Below are 21276 nucleotides of genomic sequence, written 5' to 3'. Positions count from 1 at the left end.
TCGGTCAACGCTGGCAGATCGGGGTCAACCGATCTTTTTCAAGCCGCGCCTGAAGCGCTCCGCGTTCTCGACATAGTGTTTCGCGCTCTGGCGCAAGCCTTCGATCTGCTCGGGTGTGAGCTGGCGCACCACCTTGGCCGGGCTGCCGATGATCATGGAGCCATCGGGAAATTCCTTGCCCTCGGTCACCAGCGCGCCCGCACCCACCAGGCAGTTCCTGCCGATCTTTGCGCCGTTGAGCACGATGGCGCCGATGCCGATCAGCGATTCGTCGCCGACGGTGCAGCCGTGCAGCATCACCTGATGGCCCACGGTGACATGGGCGCCGATGGTCAAGGGCAACCCGTCGTCGGCGTGCAGCACGCTGCCGTCCTGGATGTTGCTGCCGGTGCCGATGGTGATGGTGGCCGTATCGCCGCGCACCGTGGTGCCGAACCACACGCTCGCGTGCTCGCCCAGACTCACATCCCCGATCACCAACGCGTTCTCGGCCACCCAGGCCGAATCGGCCACGCGCGGCGCCACGCCATCGAGTTCATAAATCGCCATGCCGGGTGTCTCCAATCCTGGTTGTTGTTGCGGGGCCCAGGGGGCCACACGCGAAACCTAGAATTGTAGGGATGCAGCGCCCCGATGACCGCCCCCCTTCCGACATGCCCGGCACCAGCCTGAGGGAACGCGCCTTGCACATGCTCTGCATCCCCGACCCGGGCCACAAAGCCCAGGGGGCTCTGGCGCTGTGGGCCGCCCTGGGTGCGTGCGCCGATGCGGATCAATGCCTCGGCGCCCTGCGCCCCAACGACCCCCTGAACCCCGCGCCCGGCGCTCCCCTGCCGGGTCGGCCGGACCGACCCGCCCTGGTGCCACCCATGGACGTGCCGCACCGTTCGCCCTTCACCGCCGAGGGCCTGGCGGCGCTGTTGCACGCGGTCTGCCACATCGAATTCAACGCCATCAACCTGGCGCTCGATGCGGTCTGGCGCTTCGCCGGCATGCCCGTCGACTTCTACCGCGACTGGCTGCGCGTGGCCGCGGAAGAGGCCACCCACTTCGGCCTGCTGCACACGCACCTGCAAAGCCTGGGCTTCCACTACGGCGACTTCCCGGCGCACGATGGCCTGTGGGAAATGTGCGTGAAGACACAGCACGACATCACCGCGCGCATGGCGCTGGTGCCGCGCACGCTCGAAGCGCGCGGGCTCGACGCCACCCCGCTGATCCAGGCCCGGCTGCGCAAGGTCAACACCCCCGCAGCCCTGCGCACCGTCGAGATCCTCGACGTGATCCTGCGCGACGAGATCGGCCATGTCGCCATCGGCAACCGCTGGTACGGCTGGCTCTGCGCGCAGCAGGGCCTGGACCCGCTGGCGCACTACCGCCTGCTGGCCCGCACGCACAGCGCCCCGCGCCTGAGGCCGCCGTTCAACGACGCGGCCCGGCGCGAGGCCGGCTTCAGCCAGCAGGAACTTGACGACCTGCTTGGCGCCTGAGACCGCGGACCGTTCCGGCCCGACAACCCCGGTGCGGTCGCTGCCATCGGGCAAAAACCGATAATCGGGGATGACCACTGTTTCCCCCATCGCCTCCGCCGCCGATTTCAGCCAGTTACCGCTCTCGCCAGCCATGCTGGCCAACCTGCAGCAGCTCGGCTACCTGAGCATGACGGCCATCCAGGCCGCCAGCCTGCCGGCTGCCCTGCTGGGCAAAGACATCATTGCCCAGGCCAAGACCGGCAGCGGCAAGACCGCCGCCTTCGCGCTGACCCTGCTGGCCAACCTGAACCCGCGCCGCTTCGCGGTGCAGACCCTGGTGCTCTGCCCCACGCGCGAACTGGCCGACCAGGTGACCACCGAAATCCGCCGCCTGGCGCGCGCCGAAGACAACATCAAGGTCGTCACGCTGTGCGGTGGCGTGCCGCTGCGCGGGCAGCTGGCCACGCTGGAGCATGGAGCGCACATCGTGGTCGGCACACCCGGCCGCATCATGGACCACCTGGAGCGCCAGAGCCTGCAACTCGACGCGCTCAACACCCTGGTGCTCGACGAAGCCGACCGCATGCTCGACATGGGTTTCTTCGACGACATCGTGAAGGTCGCACGCCAGTGCCCGAAAGATCGCCAGACCCTGCTGTTCTCCGCCACCTACCCGGAAGGCATCGCCAAGCTGGCCGCGCAGTTCATGCGCGATCCCGTCACGGTGACGGTCGAAGCGCAGCACGCCGGTGGCCAGATTGAACAGCGCTGGTACCAGGTGAAAGACAGCGAGCGCCTGCACGCGGTGAGCCAGCTCCTGCTGCACTTCCGCCCGGCCAGCACGCTCGCGTTCTGCAACACCAAGGCGCAGTGCCGCGATCTCGTGGCCGTGCTGCAGGCGCAGGGCATGAGCGCGCTGGCGCTGTTCGGTGAACTGGAGCAGCGCGAGCGTGACCAGGTGCTGGTGCGCTTTGCCAACAAGAGCTGTTCGGTGCTGGTGGCCACCGACGTGGCCGCACGCGGGCTCGACATCGCCAGCCTGGCGGCCGTGATCAACGTGGACGTGACGCCCGACGCCGAGGTGCACATCCACCGCATCGGCCGCACCGGCCGAGCCGGCGAAAGCGGCCTGGCGCTGAACCTGGCCAGCATGAACGAGATGGGCAGCGTGGGCAAGATCGAGCAGCTGCAGGGCCGCGAATCCGAGTGGCACGAACTGGCCGAACTGGTTCCCACCGGCAAAGGCCCGCTCATGCCACCGATGGTGACGCTGCACATCCAGGGCGGGCGCAAGGAAAAGATCCGCCCTGGCGACGTGCTGGGCGCGCTCACCGCCGACCTCGGCTACACACGCGAACAGGTCGGCAAGATCAACGTCAACGACTGGTCCACCTACGTCGCGGTGGACCGCGCCATCGCCGAGCAAGTCGCCAGCCGATTGAACGATGGCCGCATCAAGGGCAAGAGCGTGAAGGTGCGGGTACTGGCCGATTGATGCCGCCGCACCGCCGCCTGCCGCCCCCCAGAACTCCCCGAAAATAGACCCATGAACGACACCAATTCCCGACCCGCGCTGCCCGACCGCCTCTCCATCGACCCACGCAGCCCGCACCACGTGGCCGCCGTGTTTGAACACGACATCGGCATCCGCTTCAATCACAAGGAGCGCTTCGACGTGGCCGAATACTGCATCAGCGAAGGCTGGGTCAAAGTGCCCTCCAGCAAGACGGTGGACCGCAAAGGGCAGCCCCTGCTGATCCAGCTCAAGGGCCAGGTCGAGGTGTTCTACAAGTAGACCGCCATGCACCGCCGCGTCTTGCTGACCGCCTGGATACCGCTGCTGCCCTGGATCGGCGCGGCACGGGCACAGGCTGCGCCTTCACCGGACGCGGCGCCCGCCTCGCCGCCCCGCCTGAACGTGCCGCTCGATGTGCTGCAGAACGAGGTGGGCAAACGTTTCCCGCTGCGTTACCCCGTGGCCGGGCTGGTGAACCTGGACCTGGCGGTGCCGCAACTGGGCTTGCTGCCGGCCTCGAACCGGCTGCGCGCCGAGATGGCGGTGAACGCGGCCGGCCCGATCCTGCAGCGCAACCAGCCGGGCACGTTCACCGTCGATTTCGCACTGCGCTACGAGCACAGCGATCGAACGCTGCGAGCCCACCAGCTCAAGGTCTACCGCATGCGTTTCCCCGGCCTGCCGGCCGACGCCGCCGAACTGCTCAACAACTACGCACCCGCACTGGCCGAACAATCCCTGCGCGAAGTGGTGCTGTACCAGTTGAACGCCCAGGAAACGGCGATGGCCGATCTGCTCGGACTGCGACCAGGCCGCATCACCGTGACCGGGCAAGGTCTGGCGGTCGAGCTGGTCACCAAACCGCTGTAGGCCCCGGCCGGCTGTCACTTCGCGCCTGACAACGGGTGCGATACTGCGCCCGCAGACCGCGTTCAAACGATGACAGGGAACACAGCATGAGTGGGAGCCGATGGACCCTCTGGCGGGCCGCGAAAGTCCTGGCCTGGAGCCTGGCGGGCATCTTCGTGGGCCTGCCCGTGCTGCTCTACCTCGGTTTCCTGGGTATCCAGGAAGCGAGCGAACGGCAGTGGCTGGGCAAAGCCCCCACCCACCCCGCCATCGACGTGCGCTCGCACGAGCCCCACACGGTGGCCCTGCTCGACGTGGGCTTCGACTCGCTGGCCACACGCATGCGGCTGATTGAAGAAGCCAAAGATTCCATCGAGCTGGAATTTTTCATCTACGAGGTCGACACCGCCAGCCGGCTGGTGACGCAAGCCCTCGCGCGCAAGGCCCGGGAAGGCGTCAAGGTGCGCCTGCTGGTGGACTTTGCGCTGCCGGTCTTCAAGCTCGCGCCGCACTACGCCCAGGCCCTGGAGGCGGCCGGCGTGGAGGTGCGCTACTACAACACCGCGGGCCTGGCCCGGTTCTTCGCCTCGAACCACCGCACCCACCGCAAGCTGCTGGTGGTGGACCGCCAGAAGGCCATCATCGGCGGGCGCAACATCGCCGATGACTATTTCGACCTCTCGGAACGCTACAACTTCCTCGACAGCGACATGGTCATCGATGGCCCCGTAGTGTCGGGCATCACGGACAGCTTCGAGCTGTACTGGGCGTCGGACTGGGTGACGAACCCCATCGACGTGGCCACCGCATCGCAGCCCGTGCCCGGCCCGGAGCTGCTGGGTCTGCCTTCCCCCGCTGAAGTCGCGCTGGCCGCCGAACTGCAGCGCCACACCCCCCAACACACGTTCAGCACCTGCAACGACATGCACTTCGTCACCGACTACCCGGGCTCGGGCGTGGAGCGGCGCAAGGTGTTTCTGGAACTCACCCGGCTGGCCAAAGAGGCGCGCCAGCAGATCATGGTGGAGAGCCCCTACCTGGTCTTGCGCGACGACGGCCTCGCGGTGTTGCAGCAGGTGGCGCAACGCGGCGTCAAGTTGCAGATTTTGACGAACAGCCTGTATTCCACCGACGCGTTCTACACCGTGGCCAGTCTGGCGAATTCGCTCGATCGCCTGTCCCTGCCGAAGCTGGAAGTCTGGGCCTATGGCGGGCAAGCGCTGGCGGGCAGCGAGCGGCCCTCCGCTTCGCCGCGCTGGGGCGTACACGCCAAACGCGCGGTCTTCGACGACCACACGGTCGTCGTCGGCACCTACAACATCGATCCCCGCTCGGCCAACCTGAACTCGGAGCTGATGGTGGTCTGCCGCAACAACCGCTTCCTCGCCGAGACCCTGCAGCACAACATGCGCCTGCGTATCGCGCAGTCCCGGGCGGTGGTGGGTGCGGCCAACGCGGGCGGGCTGGAGGCCCTGGTGAAAGACGCCGACGAGGACACCCTGCTCAAGATGCGCGCCATCGCCCCGTTCGCCAGCCTGCTCGACTTCCTGATGTAGCGGCAGCAGCCCCTCTTGGCGACCGCCCGTGACACCGGGCGCACAATCCTTGTTCCCCTAAACGCCATCGCGCCACCCGATCCTTCGGCCATGAACCCAGCACCAGACTCCACCACCCCAACCGAACCCTCGCCGCTGTGCGAATCCTGCCAGGGCATCCAGCGCAACTGGCGCGGCGCGCCCGGCCACGCCGAGCTGCAGCAGGGCAACCACCGCAAGGAACTGCGCGGCGATGTCCAGGTGACGATCACCGGCTATTTCTGCGATCGCTGCGGTGCCCACTGGCACTACACCAACGACAAGACGAACCAGCGCGCCGGCTGGTCGCTGGCGCCCAAGTGAGCACTTCCCGCAACGGGTGCGGGTCCGCATGAAGGCGCCGCCCCGCCTGCAGGCGCTGATCGAAGAAGGTCTGATCGACTCCGTGGTGCGCCAGCTCATGAGCGGCAAGGAAGCCATGGTGTTTGTGGTGCGCTGCGGCGATGAAACGCGCTGCGCCAAGATCTACAAAGAAGCCAACAACCGCAGCTTCCGCCAGGCGGTGGACTACACCGAAAACCGCAAGGTCAAGAACTCGCGCCAGGCGCGCGCCATGGCCAAGGGCACGAAGTTCGGCCGCGAGGCGCAGGAGGCGGCCTGGCAAAGCGCCGAGGTGGATGCGCTGTACCGCCTGGCCGCGGCCGGCGTGCGCGTGCCGCAACCCTACAACTTCTGCGACGGCGTGCTGCTGATGGAACTGGTGACCGACGCCCACGGCGACGCCGCCCCGCGCCTGAACGACGTGCGCTTCACGCCCGGGCAGGCACGCCAGCACCACGCCACCCTGGTGGCCGAGGTGGTGCGCATGCTGTGTGCGGGCGTGGTGCACGGTGATCTGTCGGAATTCAACATCCTGCTCGCGCATTCGGGCGAAGCGGACGGTGAGGACTTCCCCGTGATCATCGACCTGCCGCAGGCGGTGGACGCCGCCGGCAACAACCACGCACCGCGCATGCTGCTGCGCGACGTGGCCAACCTGCGCGACTTCTTTGGCCAGTTCGCGCCCGAGCTGCTGGCCACCCGGTACGGCCCCGAAATCTGGAGCCTGTACCAGCGCGGGCTGCTGAGCAACGACACCGTGCTCACCGGGCGCTACACGCCCAGCCACGCCGAAGTGGACCTGGCCAGCGTGATGCGCGAGATCGACGATGCGCGCGATGAAGACGCGGCGCGGCGTCTGCGCATGGCGCAGTGAGCTGCGCGGGTTGATTCAGAGACGGAGTCGCCCAGGGCACCGCCGGGCCGGCTTTGCCGGACGGCCAGTGCCGCCCCCTTGGGGGTAGCGCGAAGCGCTGCGGGGGTGTTTCACTTTAACCGCGCGGGTGGTGCTGCGCCACTATGCTCTTCAGCCGCTCGCGCGCCACGTGCGTGTAGATGGTGGTGGTGGAAATGTCGGCGTGGCCCAGCAGCATCTGCACCGCGCGCAGATCGGCACCGTGGTTGAGCAGGTGCGTGGCGAAGGCGTGGCGCAGGGTGTGCGGCGAGAGCGGCGAGGTGATGCCGGCGACCAGCGCGTACTTCTTCACCAGCTGCCAGAACATGGCGCGCGTCATGGCCTCACCCGCGCGCGAGCCGCGCGAGGTGACGAACAGGTCTTCGCTCTGCAAGCTGCCCAATACCTCGCGCCGTCCCTGGCCCAGCCAGGTCTGCAGCCAATGGCCCGCGATCTGTCCGAACGGCACCAGCCGCTCCTTGTTGCCCTTGCCGGTGACGCGCAACACGTGTTCGTTGTGCCCCACATGGAAGGTCTTGAGCGTGACCAGCTCGCTCACGCGCAGGCCGCTGGCGTACATCAGCTCCAGCATGGCGCGGTCGCGTTGACCCAGCGGCGTGCCGGTGTCGGGCGCGTTGAGCAGGGCCTCCACCTGTGCCTCGCTCATGGTCTTGGGAACGCGCATCGCCTGGCGCGCGGCCATCAGACGCAGCGTGGGGTCGGCGGTGATGAGGCGTTCGCGCAGCGCCCAGCGGTAGTAGCGCTTGAACACGGTGAGCCGCCGGTTGGCGGTGGTGGCGCGGGTCTGGGCGTGGCGTTCGGCGAAGTAGGCGTTGATGTCGCTTTCGCCGGCCTCGGGCAGCGCCGTGCCGCGTGCGGCCAGCCATTGGCCGAAGAGCGTGAGGTCGCGCCGGTAGGCGTCGAGCGTGTTGCGCGAGAGGCCCTCTTCGAGCCAGAGCGCGTCGGCAAAATTCTCCGCGCTCGCCTGGCTGGCGAGCAGCAGCGGTGATGCGGCGACGGGCGGGTCGGCGGGAAGGAGCGAAGGTCGTCGGGTTGCCATGGAAACGATGAAAAACCACGGACACTGTCACCTGCGGCACAGGCTGCGTCGGGGAAAACCCGCCCCAGCTCATAAGCGTTTACCGGGGGTGGTCTGCTATCGAATTGGGGTATTCTGCCCTTTTGTTTTCATCCCACCCAAAGGAGACACATCCATGCGTTTGATTCACAAGATCGGTCTGGGCTTGAGCGTGGCCGCGGCCATCGCATCGGGTGCTGCCGTTGCACAACAACAGCAGTTCATCAACGTGCTCACCGGGGGCCAGAGCGGTGTGTACTACCCCATGGGCGTGGCGCTGTCGCAGATCTTCGCCAAGGACATCCCCAATGCGCGCTCCACCGCTCAGGTGACCAAGGCCTCGGCCGAGAACCTCAACCTGCTGCAGGCCGGCCGTGGCGAGCTGGCGCTGGCGCTGGCCGACTCCGTGTCCGACGCCTGGAAGGGGGAAGCCGAAGCGGGCTTCCCCAAGAAGCTGGACAAGCTGCGCGGCCTGTCGGCCACCTACAACAACTACATCCAGATCGTCGCCAGCGCCGACTCGGGCATCAAGACACTGGCGGACCTCAAGGGCAAGCGCGTTTCGGTGGGTGCCGCGAAGTCGGGCACCGAGCTGAACGCCCGCGCCATCTTCAAGGCCGCCGGCCTGGGCTACGCCGATCTGGCCAAGGTGGAATACCTGCCGTTTGGCGAGTCGGTTGAACTGATGAAGAACCGCCAGCTCGACGCCACGCTGCAGTCCGCCGGCCTGGGCGTGGCCTCCATCCGCGACCTGTCCACGTCCGTGAAGATCGTCGTGATCCCGGTGCCCGCCGACGTGGTGGCCAAGGTCGGCGACCCGGCCTACCAGCCCGCCATCATCCCGGCCAACACCTATGGCGGCCAGACCGAGGCCGTGGCCACCGCGGCCATTCCCAACTTCCTGGTGACCCACAGCGGGGTGTCAGATGACGTGGCTTACCGCATGGCCAAGGCCATGTACGACAACATCGACACGCTCTACGCTGCGCACAACGCGGCCAAGAACATCAAACGCGAAAACGCCATCAAGGGCATGCCGGTGCCCCTGCACCCTGGCGCCGAGCGCTACTACAAGGAAGTGGGCCTGATCAAATAACCGGGCCCGCGGGCAGGCCTGCCGGCACTTCCCGTTGTGATGCGGCCCCGCCCCGGGGCCGTATTCATTTCTGCCAGCCGAGGATTCCATGAACGACAACGACAACAACAGCACCGACACCGGCCACACGGGCCATGGTGATCGCCTGACCGGCGGCATCTTCTGGGTCGCGATCGCCTTCTCCGCCTACCAGCTCTGGATGGCATCGTTTCATCCGCTCTCCAGCCAGGTGATCCGTTCCATTCACGTCGGCTTTGTGCTGCTGATGATCTTCGCGCTGTTCCCGCCCATGGACGGGCGCTCGGGCACCTGGCGCGCGCTGGGCTGGCTGCTGGGCATCGCGGGATTTGCCACCGGCCTGTACCAGTGGGTGTTCGAGGCCGACCTGACGCTGCGCGCCGGCGATCTCACGCAGGCCGACTGGATGGTGGGCGTGTTGCTGATCGCGCTGGTGTTCGAAGCCGCACGCCGCGTCATGGGCTGGGGCCTGCCCCTGGTGTGCCTGACCTTCCTGCTCTACGCCCTGTTCGGCCAGCACCTGCCGGGGGCCATGGCCCACCGCGGCTACGGCGTGGACCAGGTGGTGAGCACGCTGGGCTTCGGCACCGAAGGCCTGTACGGCACACCGACCTATGTGTCGTCCACCTACATCTTCCTGTTCATCCTGTTCGGCGCCTTTCTGGAACAGGCCGGCATGATCCGCCTGTTCAACGACTTCGCCATGGGCACCGTGGGGCACACACGCGGCGGCCCGGCCAAGGTGTCGGTGATTTCCTCCGGGCTGATGGGCACCATCAACGGCTCGGGCGTGGCCAACGTGGTCACCACCGGGCAGTTCACCATCCCGCTGATGAAACGCTTCGGTTACAGCCCGGCGTTCGCTGGCGGTGTCGAAGCCACGGCCAGCATGGGCGGGCAGATCATGCCGCCGGTGATGGGGGCCGTGGCCTTCATCATGGCCGAAACCATCAATGTGCCTTACATCGACATCGTCAAGGCGGCGCTGATCCCGGCCATCCTGTATTTCGTCACCGCCTTCTGGATGGTGCATCTGGAAGCCGGGCGCAAGGGCCTCATGGGTTTGCCCAAGGACGAGTGCCCCAACCCCTGGACCGCGGTGCGCGAGCGCTGGTACCTGCTGTTGCCACTGGTGGGGCTGGTGGCCCTGCTCTTCTCGGGTTACACGCCGCTGTTCTCGGGTTCGGTGGGCCTGGGCCTGACCGTGATCCTGATCTTCGGTGCCGCGGTGATCAGCGGGGTCAAGGCCCCGGCGCTGCGCGGCCTGGCCTGGGTGCTGCTGGGCTTCGCCTGCGCCGGCTTCTTCCAGTTCGGCGTTGGCACCTTCTTCGTGGTGAGTGCGCTGCTGATCGCTTTGACCTTCATCCTGCGCACCGGAGGCGACGCCCGTGCGCTGGCGGTGAAGGCGCTGGTGGACGGCGCACGCCATGCCCTGCCGGTGGCGATCGCCTGCGCGCTGGTGGGCGTGATCATCGGCGTCATCAACCTCACTGGCGTGGCCGCCGAGCTGGGTGGCCACATCATCGCCATCGGCCGCGAAAGCCTGTTCCTGGCGCTGCTGCTGACCATGGTCACCTGCCTGGTGCTGGGCATGGGCATTCCCACCATCCCCAACTACATCATCACCAGCTCGCTGGCCGCGCCGGTGTTGCTGGAGCTGGGTGTGCCGCTGATCGTCTCGCACATGTTCGTTTTCTACTTCGGCATCATGGCCGACCTCACGCCGCCGGTGGCGCTGGCCTGCTTCGCGGCAGCGCCCATCGCGCGTGAGAGCGGTCTGAAGATCAGCATGCAGGCGATCCGCGTGGCCATCGCGGGCTTCATCGTGCCCTTCATGGCGGTCTACAGCCCGGCGCTCATGCTGCAGACCGGCGACTGGCTGGACACCACCTGGATCGTGTTCAAGGCGCTGGTGGCGATATCGATGTGGGGCGCCGGCGCCATCGGGTTCCTGATCGGACCGCTGAACTGGGCCGAGCGCATCATGGCCATTGTGGCGGCCAGCTTCCTGGTCGTCGCGCTGCCGCTCACCGATGAAATCGGCCTGGGCGCGGTGGCGCTGTTTGTGCTCTGGCACGCCTGGCGCACCCGCCAGCAGCGTGCCCTGGGCACCGCACGCTGATCCCATGCCCGGGCTCGGCGTCTGTCTGGCTCTGGCGGCATCGGCGGCAGCGCCGCCGGTGTTCGTGCCGGTCGAGCGCTTCACGCTGGCCTGGACGCACTCAATCGAAAAAGTGCGCTGGGAGGAAGACTACGCCGTGGTCGCCTCGCCCACCGCTGGACAGCCCCCGGTGCTGCAGGCGCGGACGGCACGCGTGCGCGGCTCTGGCGCCGGCATGGAGCCGCCCGACGACGCGGTGCTGCGCAATGGCTGGTACGAGTACACCCCCCGCATGGGGTCGCCGCAGGGCCTGCGGCTCACCCGCTCGCCGTACACCGCCGACTACGCCTGGTGCGTGGACGGCCAGTGCGTGCCGCTGGGTCAATGGTTGCCGTCGGACGGCGGTGTCACCCTGCTCACCCCGTGCTACCGGCCGCCCGCCCCGGAGCGATGACCCGGTGACTCGCCCACGGCAATGCCCAAGGTATGCTCGCGCCGGTGAACTTTGCCCAGTTGCTCTTCCCCGACTTCTCGCTCATCCTGATCGGCTACCTGCTCTGCCGCTTCACCGCGCTCGACCGCAAGGTCTGGGTACCCATCGAGAGCCTGGTCTACTATTTCCTGTTTCCGGTGCTGCTGTTCCAGTCCATCGTGAAAAGCCCGCTGGACCTGGGGGCCACCTCCAGCCTCATGGCCGCCGGCTTCACACTCGGCCTGCTGGGTATCGCGCTCTCGTATTCGCTGCCCCACTGGCCCTGGCTGGGCCGCCGGCTGGATGTGCGCCTGCACGCCGCCAGCGCACAGATCGGCTTTCGTTTCAACTCCTTCATCGCCCTGGCCCTAGCGAGCAAGGTGGCCGGGCCGCAGGGCCTGCAGCTCATCGCCGTGATCATCGGCGTGTGTGTGCCGCTGTTCAACGTGGGCGCCGTCTGGCCCATGGCCCGCCACGCCCAGAAGCACTTTGCCGGCGAACTGCTGCGCAATCCGCTGATCATCGGCACCGCCTCGGGCCTGCTGGCCAACCTGCTGGGCTTCCAGATTCCGGACTGGCTGGAACCGACGGTGAGCCGCATCGGCCAGGCCTCTCTCGCACTGGGGCTCATGGCCGCGGGCGCCGGCATGCAGCTGGGCTCCCTGCAGGCGGCCAAGACGCTGGGCGTGCTGGTGCTGACCGTTAAGCACCTGGCCATGCCGCTCATGGCTTTCGGCCTGTCCCGCCTGTTCCGGCTGGACACCACACAGACCACGGTGCTGCTCATGTTCTCGGCGGTACCGACGGCCTCCAGCTGCTATGTGCTGGCCGCCCGCATGGGCTACAACGGGCCTTATGTGGCCGGGCTGGTCACGCTGTCCACGCTCCTGGGGATGGTGAGTCTGCCGTTTGCACTGGGGGTTTTGCGCTGACGCAACGGCCCGGAACGGAACAGGCCAGTATGGCAAAATTGAGGACTTTTTAGCGAAGTCGCGCGCAAGGTAGCCGTCCTCAGGCCGCCACGGCAGTACCCGCCCTCCGGCACGGCCTACGGCCACGACCCGCTCGTTTCCTCTGAAGGCGTTTCATGAAAATTGCGGTCGCAGGTACTGGTTATGTTGGACTCTCGAATGCGGTCCTGCTGGCCCAGCACAACGAGGTGGTTGCACTCGACATCGTGCCGGAGAAGGTGCGGCTGATCAACGAGCGCAAAAGCCCGATCGCCGACAGCGAAATCGAACATTTCCTGGCCCACGAGCCGCTCCGCCTGAAAGCCACCACGGACAAGGAAGAGGCGTACGCCGGCGCGGACTTTGTCATCATCGCCACCCCGACCGACTACGACAGCGAGACGAACTACTTCAACACCCGGTCGGTCGAGGCCGTGATCCACGACGTCATGCGCATCAACCCGCAGGCCGTGATGATCATCAAGTCGACGGTCCCCGTGGGCTACACCGCCAAGATCCGGGCCCAGACCGGCTGCGACAATCTCCTCTTTTCGCCCGAGTTCCTGCGTGAGGGCAAGGCGCTGTACGACAACCTCTACCCGTCGCGCATCATCGTCGGCGAACGCTCCGGGCGTGCCGAGGTGTTTGCCGGTCTGCTGCGCCAGGGTGCCCGTAAACAGGACATTCCGGTGCTGTTCGTCGACTCCACCGAGGCCGAGGCTGTCAAGCTGTTCTCGAACACCTACCTCGCCATGCGGGTGGCCTATTTCAACGAACTCGACACCTACGCAGCGACCCACGGCCTCGATTCACGCCAGATCATCGAAGGCGTCGGCCTTGATCCGCGCATCGGCAGCCACTACAACAACCCGTCCTTCGGCTACGGCGGCTACTGCCTGCCCAAGGACACCAAGCAGATGCTGGCCAACTACAAGGACGTGCCCCAGAACCTGATCCAGGCGATCGTGCAGTCCAACACCACGCGCAAGGACTTCATTGCCAACAGCGTACTCCAGCGCAGGCCCACTACCGTGGGCATCTACCGCCTGATCATGAAAGCGGGATCCGATAATTTCCGGTCTTCCAGCATTCAGGGCATCATGAAACGCATCAAGGCCAAGGGCATTCCCGTGATCATCTATGAGCCGGGGCTGGAAGGTGATCAGTTCTTCAATTCACCGATCATCAAGGACCTCGAAGCTTTCAAGCAGCAATCCGACGTGATCATCAGCAACCGTATGTCCAGCAGCCTGGCCGATGTCCAGGACAAGGTCTTCACGCGCGACCTCTTCGGCAGCGATTGAACTCCAAACCCCCTTTGTTTCGTGCTGTGCGCAGACCATCGCGATCTAGCTTAAACCCCTTCTCACACCGATCAACACCATGAAGAAACGTATCAGCCCCCCCCTGTGCATTCCTTACTATCCATCTGTGTTGAGCTTAGCCATCGCCATGATCCTATTGTCTGGTTGTGCCAGCAGTGGCGGTTCAACCAAGGTCGTCCCGGCGACACCCAATCCGTTCTCGATAGACGCTGCCGGGAGCAACGACCAGATCAAGGTCAACACCATGCGCGTCTTTGGAGACAGCTACTCTGATCCGGGGTACACCGGTCCAAATGGCATCCTGAACTGGGCCAGTGCATTGCAGGGAAGTGGCTACGTGACACGGGTCGAGAACTACGCAATTGGAGGTGCCCGAGCGCAGTTTTCACAAACCACCTCATTTAACAGACAGCTGGCCACCTGGCGCAACAGGAATTCAGCGATATCCGAGCGCGACCTCTCCGTCACGTACTTCGGTTACAACGACGTGGGTCGTAACGGCCGGTCACCTGAGGACTTTGCTGCATCCAAGGCGGGCTACACAGAAGGCGTGAACCAGTTGGTGCAAGCCGGAGCAGCCAGCGGCACCAACCGCATCTTCGTGACCCAAATCCATGATTGGAGCCGAAACCCCGGCGTCAATCCTCTTCATACCCAAAGCATGATCGTTGACTTGAACAATCATGTGGCAGGACTGGCCAACAGCAATCCCAACATCATTGCGGTGGACCTCTACACCGTATTCAATCGCATCCTCAATGAGCCAACCAAGTACGGATTCAACATCATCGACACAGAGGATCCTGCGCGGCACACCAGAGATGCGCTGTTCTACGATGCCATCCATTTTGGTAGTCGCGGCATGGAAATCATCGCCAGAACCTATGCGCACTACCTGACGCGCGCATGGAACTGGGCCAACGCCATCGAGGCAGGCTCCGCAGCCGCGGCTCAACTGAATCAGGATATTGATCAGGGTCTTCTGGTACTGAGCATGGCAGAAAATACAAAGAACATCTCTGGCTCATCGTTCAGCCTGGTTCCACTGGGTGTGCAATCGCAAACATCGACTCCTGATCGCATGGCGCAGCATCGGTCATTCAACCACTACGCATCGGGCAACACGGCACCTGCCTTCACTGGTTTGGCCTTGAACTTCAATGCTTCTGACAACGCCTTAACCGGAGCATCCCAGATGGGCTTGGCGCTGCACCAGAAAAACGCCGGCACACAGATCAGCAGCACCGAGAGCCGTTCCAGCATCGGCTTTCAGTCGTATGCGGCCAGCCTGTACTGGATCAAACCGATGTCCGACTTCCTGTTCACCACTCACCTGTCTCAAGCCTCGCAGCGTTTCAGCCAGACTGCATCCGATGACCTGATCATGCGCACCGTTGACAACACCCGCCAGGGCAACAGCTGGTCGATGGAAAGCAAACTGCGCTACACAGTGAGCCACCCAATGTTCACGGTGACGCCATGGGCCTCTCTCACTCAAACGCGCCAAAGTCTCGATGCTGGCACATTGAAAACGCTCTACACATCCGACGTGCACTTTGATGCAACCAAATCCACAGAGTGGTTTTCTGGAGTGGGTATGGATCTGCAATTCTCGCCCATCAACCTGGCTGGTGGCCGCAAGTTGCAATGGGGTGGGAGCCTGATGCACCGGGAAAGCCTCAAACGGGAGGGGTTCGTCGTCAATATGCGCGAAACCGCCCAACCGCTGGTCGTGCAGCGCGAGCTGATTGATCGTGCGCGTATCAACCAGACTTACCTCGGACTGAATGCGCAGATGAATCTGTCCCGGCATTGGAACCTCAATGCGTCCTATGCCGCCAACATCAAGCAAGCCCGACAAACCCAGGCCGTGCAGCTGCGCGCCAATGCCCACTTCTGATCAGGCGACCCTCTGGTTTTGGCACACGTCTCCGAATCGGAGCTTTCATGAAAATTCTTTACGTTGCTGGCCGTGAGGCCAGCTATTCGCGCACGCGCATCATCCTGCGCGCCCTGACCGACATGGGGCACGAGGTGGTCACCGTCCTGCCGCCGGACCGTTCGTTCAAGAACTACCCCCGGCTGCTGTGGCAGACCCTGCTGGCCGCACCCCGCTGCGATGTGGTGCTGACCGGCTTCTACGGCCAGCTGATCACCCCGGTGATCCGCCTGCTGACGTGGAAGCCGATCGTGTTCGACATGTACATCACCACCTACGACACCATGGTGTTCGACCGCGCCAAGGCCAAGGAAGGCAGCTTCATGGCCTGGGTGTACGGTCTGAGCGACTGGCTGTCGTACAAGGCGGCCAACATCTCCATTCTGGACAGCCAGCACGTCATCGAACACTTCAAGCGCACCTTCAAGGTGGACGGCCGCAAGCTGCGCCGCCTCTTCCTGGCGGTGGACGACAAGGCCATCTACCCACGCCCGCCAGCCGAGAAGAGCAGCGACTTCCTGGTGCACTTCCATGGCGAATACACCCCGTTCCACGGCGTGCGCCACATCCTGCGTGCTGCCAAGATGCTGGAGAACGAAGGCGTGCAGTTCCAGATCGTGGGCAAGGGCATCACTTACGAAGAAGACATGAAGCTCGCGAAGGAACTGGACCTCAAGAATGTCCGCCTGATCGACTCCGTGCCCTACGACCAGCTGGCCGTGCTGATGTCCAACGCCGACGTCTGCCTGGGCATCTTCGGCGAGAACACGCGCGCCTCCCTGGTGATGACCAACAAGGTCATCGAAGGCATCGGCATGGCCAAGCCGCTGATCACCCAGCGCAACGCACCGGTGCAGGAACTGCTCCGGCACGGTGAGAGCGTGTACCTGGTCGACGCCGCCAGCCCACAGGCACTGGCCGACGCCGTGCGCACGCTCAAGAACGACCCGGCCCTGTGCCAGCGCATCGCCGACAACGGCTACCAGGCGTTCAAGGACCACTGCGCGATCCAGAAGACCGGGGAAGCCCTGCAGGCGATGTTTGACGAAGTCACGGGCAAAACCCGCACCTGAGCGGGGACAGGCACCCGGTTAAAATTGTCGGTTACCTCAGCTTTCCGACACCCATATGCAACACACCAAGAACCTCATCCTCGGCGGCGGCCTGACCGGCCTGAGCACCGGCTACCACCTCAAGAGCGACTACGCGGTCTACGAAAAACTCCACGAGGTGGGTGGACTGTGCCGCTCGGAAGAGGTCAACGGCTTCTTATTCGACTACGCGCCCCACATCCTGTACACGGTCAATCCCTATGCGCACGAGCTGATCCACACCTTGCTCAAGGGTAATCTCGAGATCAAGAAGCGCAAGGCCTTCATTTACCACGGCAAGTACGACCTTTACACGCAGTTCCCTTACCAGGCCCACCTGCATGGCCTGCCGGCCAAGGACGTCATCGAGTGCCTCAGCGGGCTGGTGGATGTGCTGCGAGACCCGGACCGTCCGAAACCGCAGAACTACCGCGAGTGGATGTACTGGCGCTTTGGCAAAGGCATCGCCGAGCAGCTGATGATTCCCTACGCCGAGCGCATCTGGACCATCGATCCCAAGCACATGAACTTCGACTGGATCGACCGTCGCGTACCCGAGCCCGACTTCGAAGCCGTGCTGCGCGGGGCACTGCAGGACGAAGATGACGAATCGGGCTTCAACCAGGAGTTCTGGTACCCCATCGAGGGTGCGATCGAATCCCTGCCCGTGGCGCTGGCCAAAGGCGTGCAGAACATCCACCTGAACGAAACCGTCACCCGGATCGACCCCGTCACCCGACAGGTGTCGTTCGAGTCCGGCAAGGTGGTGGGCTACGAAAACCTGGTCTACACGCTGCCGCTGACGCACCTGCCCAAGTTCATCGACGGCATTCCGCAAAACGTGCTGGACGCCATCAACGGGCTGCAGTTCAACCAGATCGAGTGCGTGAACATCGGCATCAACCGGCCAGACATCAGCCCCTACCACTGGCTGTACTTCCACGAAGCCGAAGATTTCATCTTCCACCGCATCAGCTTCCCGCGCAACGCCTCCGAGAAGACCTGCCCACCGGGCACCAGTTCCGTGTGCTGCGAGATTTCCTACTCCAAGCACCGCCCGCTGCGCGTGCAGGGTCGCGAAGCCTTGATCCAGGCCACGATCGACGGCCTCATCAAGGCCAAGATCATGCGCCCGAACGACGAAGTGCTGGCAGCAGACGTGCTGACCGTGGACCCGGCCTACGTGATCTACGACCTGGACTACGAAAAGAACGTCAAGACCATTCATGAGTACCTGGTCAGCCTCGACATCCATCCCACCGGCCGCTTCGGTGACTGGCAGTACTACAACATGGACCACAGCATCCTGGCCGGCAAGCGCGTCGCCGATCTGATCAACAGCCGAGCCGAATGATGCGCGGAGAGGCCTGAAACCTCTCTATCTCCTGTGCCCATGCCTTCGCCAGCCCCGCGGCCGTTTGCATGGGCTGCTTTTGTGTGATCACGAAAGCCGGTGCACCACGACGTGTACCGACAGCACAGACCCGAAAACATGACCCGCTCTCCTACCATGCAGCGGCTCGCCAAGTGGGCTGCTGTGATCATCCTGTCGATCACAGCGTTCTACTTCGTCGCAGCAGCCAGCAAACACTTCGACAGTATTCCGCCCATTCAGTGGGGCGCATCGGCTTGGCTCGCCATGACGGCCACGGTTTTTTGCATGTTCGTGAACTTGGTCTGTGGTGGGCTAATGTGGATGGCCTTGCTGCGTGATCAGGGCGTACGCCTGCCTGCAGCCACCGCATTCCGCATTGTCGGTATGGCCCAGGTGGCGAAATACCTGCCGGGCAATGTGGGACACCTCGTAGGACAAATCACGCTGGCCAGCGCCGCTGGCGTCCCGGTGGGCGTGTCGATCACCACCATGCTCATCTCCACCCTCTGGCTGGTTGCCACTGGTCTGAGCATGGGGGGCGCGGGACTGATCCTGTTCCTGGACACGACGGCGGTGCTTGAAGTACCCATGCCCAACGCCCCCGTCATGGCAGCCATGGGTGTTGCCGTGGCCATGAGTCCATGGGTGGCGGTCTGGCTGCTCAACCGATTCCTGCCCAAGCTGTCGCGCAAGCTAGGCAGTGGTCAACGGGTGGCGCTGCCGCGCTTTCACACCGCAGTTCTGGTTGCGGTGGGGTTCATTTTCTGCTTTTTCGTCTTCGGGCTGATGCTCAAAATCCAGGCCACCTACCTGTTTGGTATTTCAGAGGGGGACATCCTGACCTTCACCCTGATGTTCACCTCGGCGTGGATCGCCGGCTACCTGCTCCCGGGTGCACCGGGCGGCCTAGGGGTTCGAGAAGCCCTGGTGGTGGCCTTGCTGGGCTCGGTGGTGGGTACCGGCACCGCCATCGGGCTGAGCGTCACCATGCGTCTGGCCACCGTGCTGGGCGATGGATTGGCCTTCCTGGTGGGAATGGGCTTGAAACTTTTTGCAAGCAATGGCGCTGCCGAACGCGTGACCTCGCACCGCACCTGAAAACCGCCAGATGAACCCACAAATGGCAGCACGCGAAACCTGGATCGATGTCCTCAAAGGTTGGGGCATGCTCTTGATCGTGGTCGGTCATGTCTGGTCGCTGAGCGACGTGTCCACCGCGTACATGTGGATATTCTCCTTCCATGTCCCACTGTTTTTCTTTGCCTCCGGCCTGACTCTCAAACCCGGCTCACAGCCGCTGAGCCGCTTCTTGCGCAACCGCGTCAGCAGCATCTTGGTCCCGTACATCCTCTATGCCTTGCTGGGCTACCTTTTCTACGTCCTGGGGTTTGCCGCAGCCGCACTGGCTGGCAAGCAGGTCGCACAGTTTGGATATGGCCTTTGGTGGCCATTGCTGGGTGCGTTTTACGGCACAGTCGGTGACGGACTGCTCGTCAACAGTCCTCTCTGGTTCCTGCCAGCACTTTTTTTGGCCTCAGGACTGGTGTACGCACTGAACCAGCGTGAGCACCCTCCGCTTCTGCGCTACGCCTTACTGATGGCGGCTTTTGCTCTTGGCGCATGGATTGAAGATCGACTGAAGCTGCCCATGAGTGCGGCTTCAGCCTTGTGCGCAGCTGTTTTCATGCAACTGGGGCTTGACATGCGCCGTTACGGTTGGCTGGAGAGACTGCGTCCAACTCAGCAATACTGGTTGCTAGCAATACTGCTGCCGCTGTCCCTTCTTTCACCGATGAACGGTGCTGTAGGTCTGGCAGGACCCACCGTCAACCATCCCATCATGTTTCTGGCTTTTGCCTTGGTGGGTATTGGACTGTCGGTGCTACTGAGCTGGCGGGTCGGGAACCGCATCCCCTGGATGGCGATGCTGGGACAACACAGCATGGGCATTCTGGTACTGCACATGCTGGTGATCAAAGGTGTGAAGGTGATATTCAGCCTGGGAACGGGTGTGAGCCTGGACACCATGGAACAGGAGTTGGGGTGGGGAGTGCTCGTGCTTGTCATCTCTGCTCTGATCATGTGGCCATCGATTTGGCTCATTGAGCGCTCGCTCCCCTGGACGTTGGGGAAACGGCACTCCGCAGGATAAGCGGGCTCACCGGAACTTCTACTGGACCAGACTGAGTGGAAAAGGCCGCCAGCCACACTGAAGTGCCGTCAACGCACTGTCTGAGCTATCCAGCCCAACCCGGTGAAACACCTGGTCGTCGTTCATGCGACTGCCCCAGCCGCTGGTGGTGAAAAACAAGTCAACCTCGCCGCGGACACGTTCATAGAAGGCGGGGGTGATGCCGCGATTTTTATAGGGAAAAGCGAAATAGCGGTAAGGCAGGTCAAAGGATTCGGACATATGGCGCATACTGCGACGCGTCTGCGACACCTGCTCATCCAGGGTGATTTCCCAATACCGAGGATGGTCACAGCTGTGTGCACCCAGCATGAACCCCCTACGCACCAGATCGGTGGCTTCCTGGTGCGTGATGTACGGTCGATCGGCGCGGAAGTAAGCATCGAGATCCACGGACAGCCTCGCTGCAACAGCGTCAAAAACAGCGCCATCAGCCTGACGAACTGACATCAGTGCTTGTCCAGGATGGGCGGATGCGTAACCCATTCGTGCCAGGATGGCGGCAACGTCGGTCTGATCACGTTCGGAACGGGATTTCAATAGCTCCATCAAGAGACTGGCTTTGAACTTCTCCTCCACCATGGAAGAAGACGCCCCCGCACCGAGGAAATCGGTGATCAAAAAGTGAATGGCAGGAATTCCCTTGCGCTCCAGAATGGGCGAAGCCACTTCGTAGGAGGAACGCAGGCCATCATCAAACGTGACAAGAAACCGATCAGCGCCAGCCCGTGCAATTCCTTCGGGCGACAGGTCTTCCAGTGGCTTGAAGTGGCGAAGAATTTCGTCCAGCACCCGCTCAAAACTTTCGGGAGTGTGGTAGTCGTAGAGATGCTTGATGTACGGCTTGGGGTGTGTTTCGACCGCATGAAAAATAAAAATAGGCAGTGTCCGTGCAGAGACTGCGCGAGATACCTCCAATGGAATGTGCCGCATGATCATGCGCATGCCGCGTGAGGCCGAGCGCAGGAGCTTTTCATTGACGAAGGACATGACAA

At 63.8% G+C, this 21276-nt stretch carries 20 protein-coding genes; 17 read left to right on the top strand and 3 right to left on the bottom strand.

What is annotated here, in order from left to right:
- Positions 1–24 precede the first annotated feature (24 nt).
- Positions 25–549, bottom strand: coding sequence for a gamma carbonic anhydrase family protein (locus tag AC0GNO_RS21725; RefSeq protein ID WP_472905486.1), 525 nt, complete (start codon positions 547–549; stop codon positions 25–27).
- Between the two features lie 71 nt (positions 550–620).
- Here AC0GNO_RS21725 and AC0GNO_RS21720 point away from each other — a divergent pair, with 71 nt between their 5' ends.
- From AC0GNO_RS21720 to AC0GNO_RS21690, 7 genes are all read left to right on the top strand, one after another.
- Positions 621–1490, top strand: coding sequence for a ferritin-like domain-containing protein (locus tag AC0GNO_RS21720; protein ID WP_472905485.1), 870 nt, complete (start codon positions 621–623; stop codon positions 1488–1490).
- Between the two features lie 70 nt (positions 1491–1560).
- On the top strand, positions 1561–2967 hold the full coding sequence (dbpA, locus tag AC0GNO_RS21715; RefSeq protein WP_472905484.1) for an ATP-dependent RNA helicase DbpA: 1407 nt from the start codon (positions 1561–1563) through the stop codon (positions 2965–2967).
- A gap of 51 nt (positions 2968–3018) precedes the next feature.
- Positions 3019–3267, top strand: a complete 249-nt coding sequence (locus AC0GNO_RS21710; RefSeq protein WP_472905483.1) for a DUF3297 family protein — start codon at positions 3019–3021, stop codon at positions 3265–3267.
- Positions 3268–3273: 6 nt separating this feature from the next.
- Entirely contained in the window at positions 3274–3858 is a 585-nt protein-coding gene (locus AC0GNO_RS21705) for a DUF1439 domain-containing protein (RefSeq protein WP_472905482.1), read from the top strand.
- A gap of 86 nt (positions 3859–3944) precedes the next feature.
- Positions 3945–5393, top strand: coding sequence for a phospholipase D-like domain-containing protein (locus AC0GNO_RS21700; RefSeq protein ID WP_472905481.1), 1449 nt, complete (start codon positions 3945–3947; stop codon positions 5391–5393).
- A gap of 90 nt (positions 5394–5483) precedes the next feature.
- Entirely contained in the window at positions 5484–5735 is a 252-nt protein-coding gene (locus tag AC0GNO_RS21695; protein WP_472887756.1) for a hypothetical protein, read from the top strand.
- A gap of 28 nt (positions 5736–5763) precedes the next feature.
- A complete protein-coding gene (locus tag AC0GNO_RS21690) occupies positions 5764–6627 on the top strand; it encodes a PA4780 family RIO1-like protein kinase (protein ID WP_472905480.1) in 864 nt (287 codons plus the stop codon).
- A gap of 115 nt (positions 6628–6742) precedes the next feature.
- Here AC0GNO_RS21690 and xerD read toward each other — a convergent pair whose 3' ends face one another.
- Positions 6743–7705 (bottom strand): site-specific tyrosine recombinase XerD, encoded by a 963-nt coding sequence (gene xerD, locus AC0GNO_RS21685; RefSeq protein ID WP_472905479.1) that lies wholly within the window; start codon positions 7703–7705, stop codon positions 6743–6745.
- Positions 7706–7859: 154 nt separating this feature from the next.
- Here xerD and AC0GNO_RS21680 point away from each other — a divergent pair, with 154 nt between their 5' ends.
- The 10 genes from AC0GNO_RS21680 (at position 7860) to AC0GNO_RS21635 (ending at position 20242) form a co-directional block, all read left to right on the top strand.
- Complete coding sequence (locus AC0GNO_RS21680; protein WP_472905478.1) at positions 7860–8819, top strand: TAXI family TRAP transporter solute-binding subunit; 960 nt, start codon at positions 7860–7862, stop codon at positions 8817–8819.
- A gap of 88 nt (positions 8820–8907) precedes the next feature.
- Positions 8908–10959, top strand: a complete 2052-nt coding sequence (locus AC0GNO_RS21675) for a TRAP transporter permease (protein ID WP_472905477.1) — start codon at positions 8908–8910, stop codon at positions 10957–10959.
- A 4-nt stretch (positions 10960–10963) separates the two neighbouring features.
- On the top strand, positions 10964–11392 hold the full coding sequence (locus tag AC0GNO_RS21670; RefSeq protein WP_472905476.1) for a DUF1850 domain-containing protein: 429 nt from the start codon (positions 10964–10966) through the stop codon (positions 11390–11392).
- Between the two features lie 44 nt (positions 11393–11436).
- Positions 11437–12342 (top strand): AEC family transporter, encoded by a 906-nt coding sequence (locus AC0GNO_RS21665; protein ID WP_472905504.1) that lies wholly within the window; start codon positions 11437–11439, stop codon positions 12340–12342.
- Between the two features lie 155 nt (positions 12343–12497).
- On the top strand, positions 12498–13664 hold the full coding sequence (locus tag AC0GNO_RS21660; protein ID WP_472905475.1) for a nucleotide sugar dehydrogenase: 1167 nt from the start codon (positions 12498–12500) through the stop codon (positions 13662–13664).
- Positions 13665–13743: 79 nt separating this feature from the next.
- A complete protein-coding gene (locus AC0GNO_RS21655) occupies positions 13744–15585 on the top strand; it encodes a GDSL-type esterase/lipase family protein (RefSeq protein ID WP_472905474.1) in 1842 nt (613 codons plus the stop codon).
- Between the two features lie 47 nt (positions 15586–15632).
- On the top strand, positions 15633–16697 hold the full coding sequence (locus AC0GNO_RS21650; RefSeq protein ID WP_472905473.1) for a glycosyltransferase family 4 protein: 1065 nt from the start codon (positions 15633–15635) through the stop codon (positions 16695–16697).
- Positions 16698–16752: 55 nt separating this feature from the next.
- Positions 16753–18069, top strand: a complete 1317-nt coding sequence (locus AC0GNO_RS21645; protein WP_472905472.1) for a protoporphyrinogen/coproporphyrinogen oxidase — start codon at positions 16753–16755, stop codon at positions 18067–18069.
- Between the two features lie 99 nt (positions 18070–18168).
- Positions 18169–19188 carry a lysylphosphatidylglycerol synthase domain-containing protein gene (locus tag AC0GNO_RS21640; protein WP_472905471.1) on the top strand — a complete coding sequence of 340 codons (1020 nt, stop codon included), beginning with the start codon at positions 18169–18171 and terminating at the stop codon, positions 19186–19188.
- A 10-nt stretch (positions 19189–19198) separates the two neighbouring features.
- Positions 19199–20242: an acyltransferase family protein gene (locus AC0GNO_RS21635; RefSeq protein WP_472905470.1), complete on the top strand. Its 1044-nt coding sequence runs from the start codon at positions 19199–19201 to the stop codon at positions 20240–20242.
- An 18-nt stretch (positions 20243–20260) separates the two neighbouring features.
- Here the strand turns inward: AC0GNO_RS21635 and AC0GNO_RS21630 are convergent, their stop codons facing one another.
- Positions 20261–21271, bottom strand: a complete 1011-nt coding sequence (locus tag AC0GNO_RS21630) for a polysaccharide deacetylase family protein (protein WP_472905469.1) — start codon at positions 21269–21271, stop codon at positions 20261–20263.
- Positions 21272–21276: the final 5 nt, after the last annotated feature.

The sequence above is a fragment of the Hydrogenophaga sp. L310 genome, from assembly GCF_055703065.1.
The sequence above is the reverse complement of the archived record's forward strand: the minus strand, read 5'-3'. Positions and strand labels throughout refer to the sequence as shown.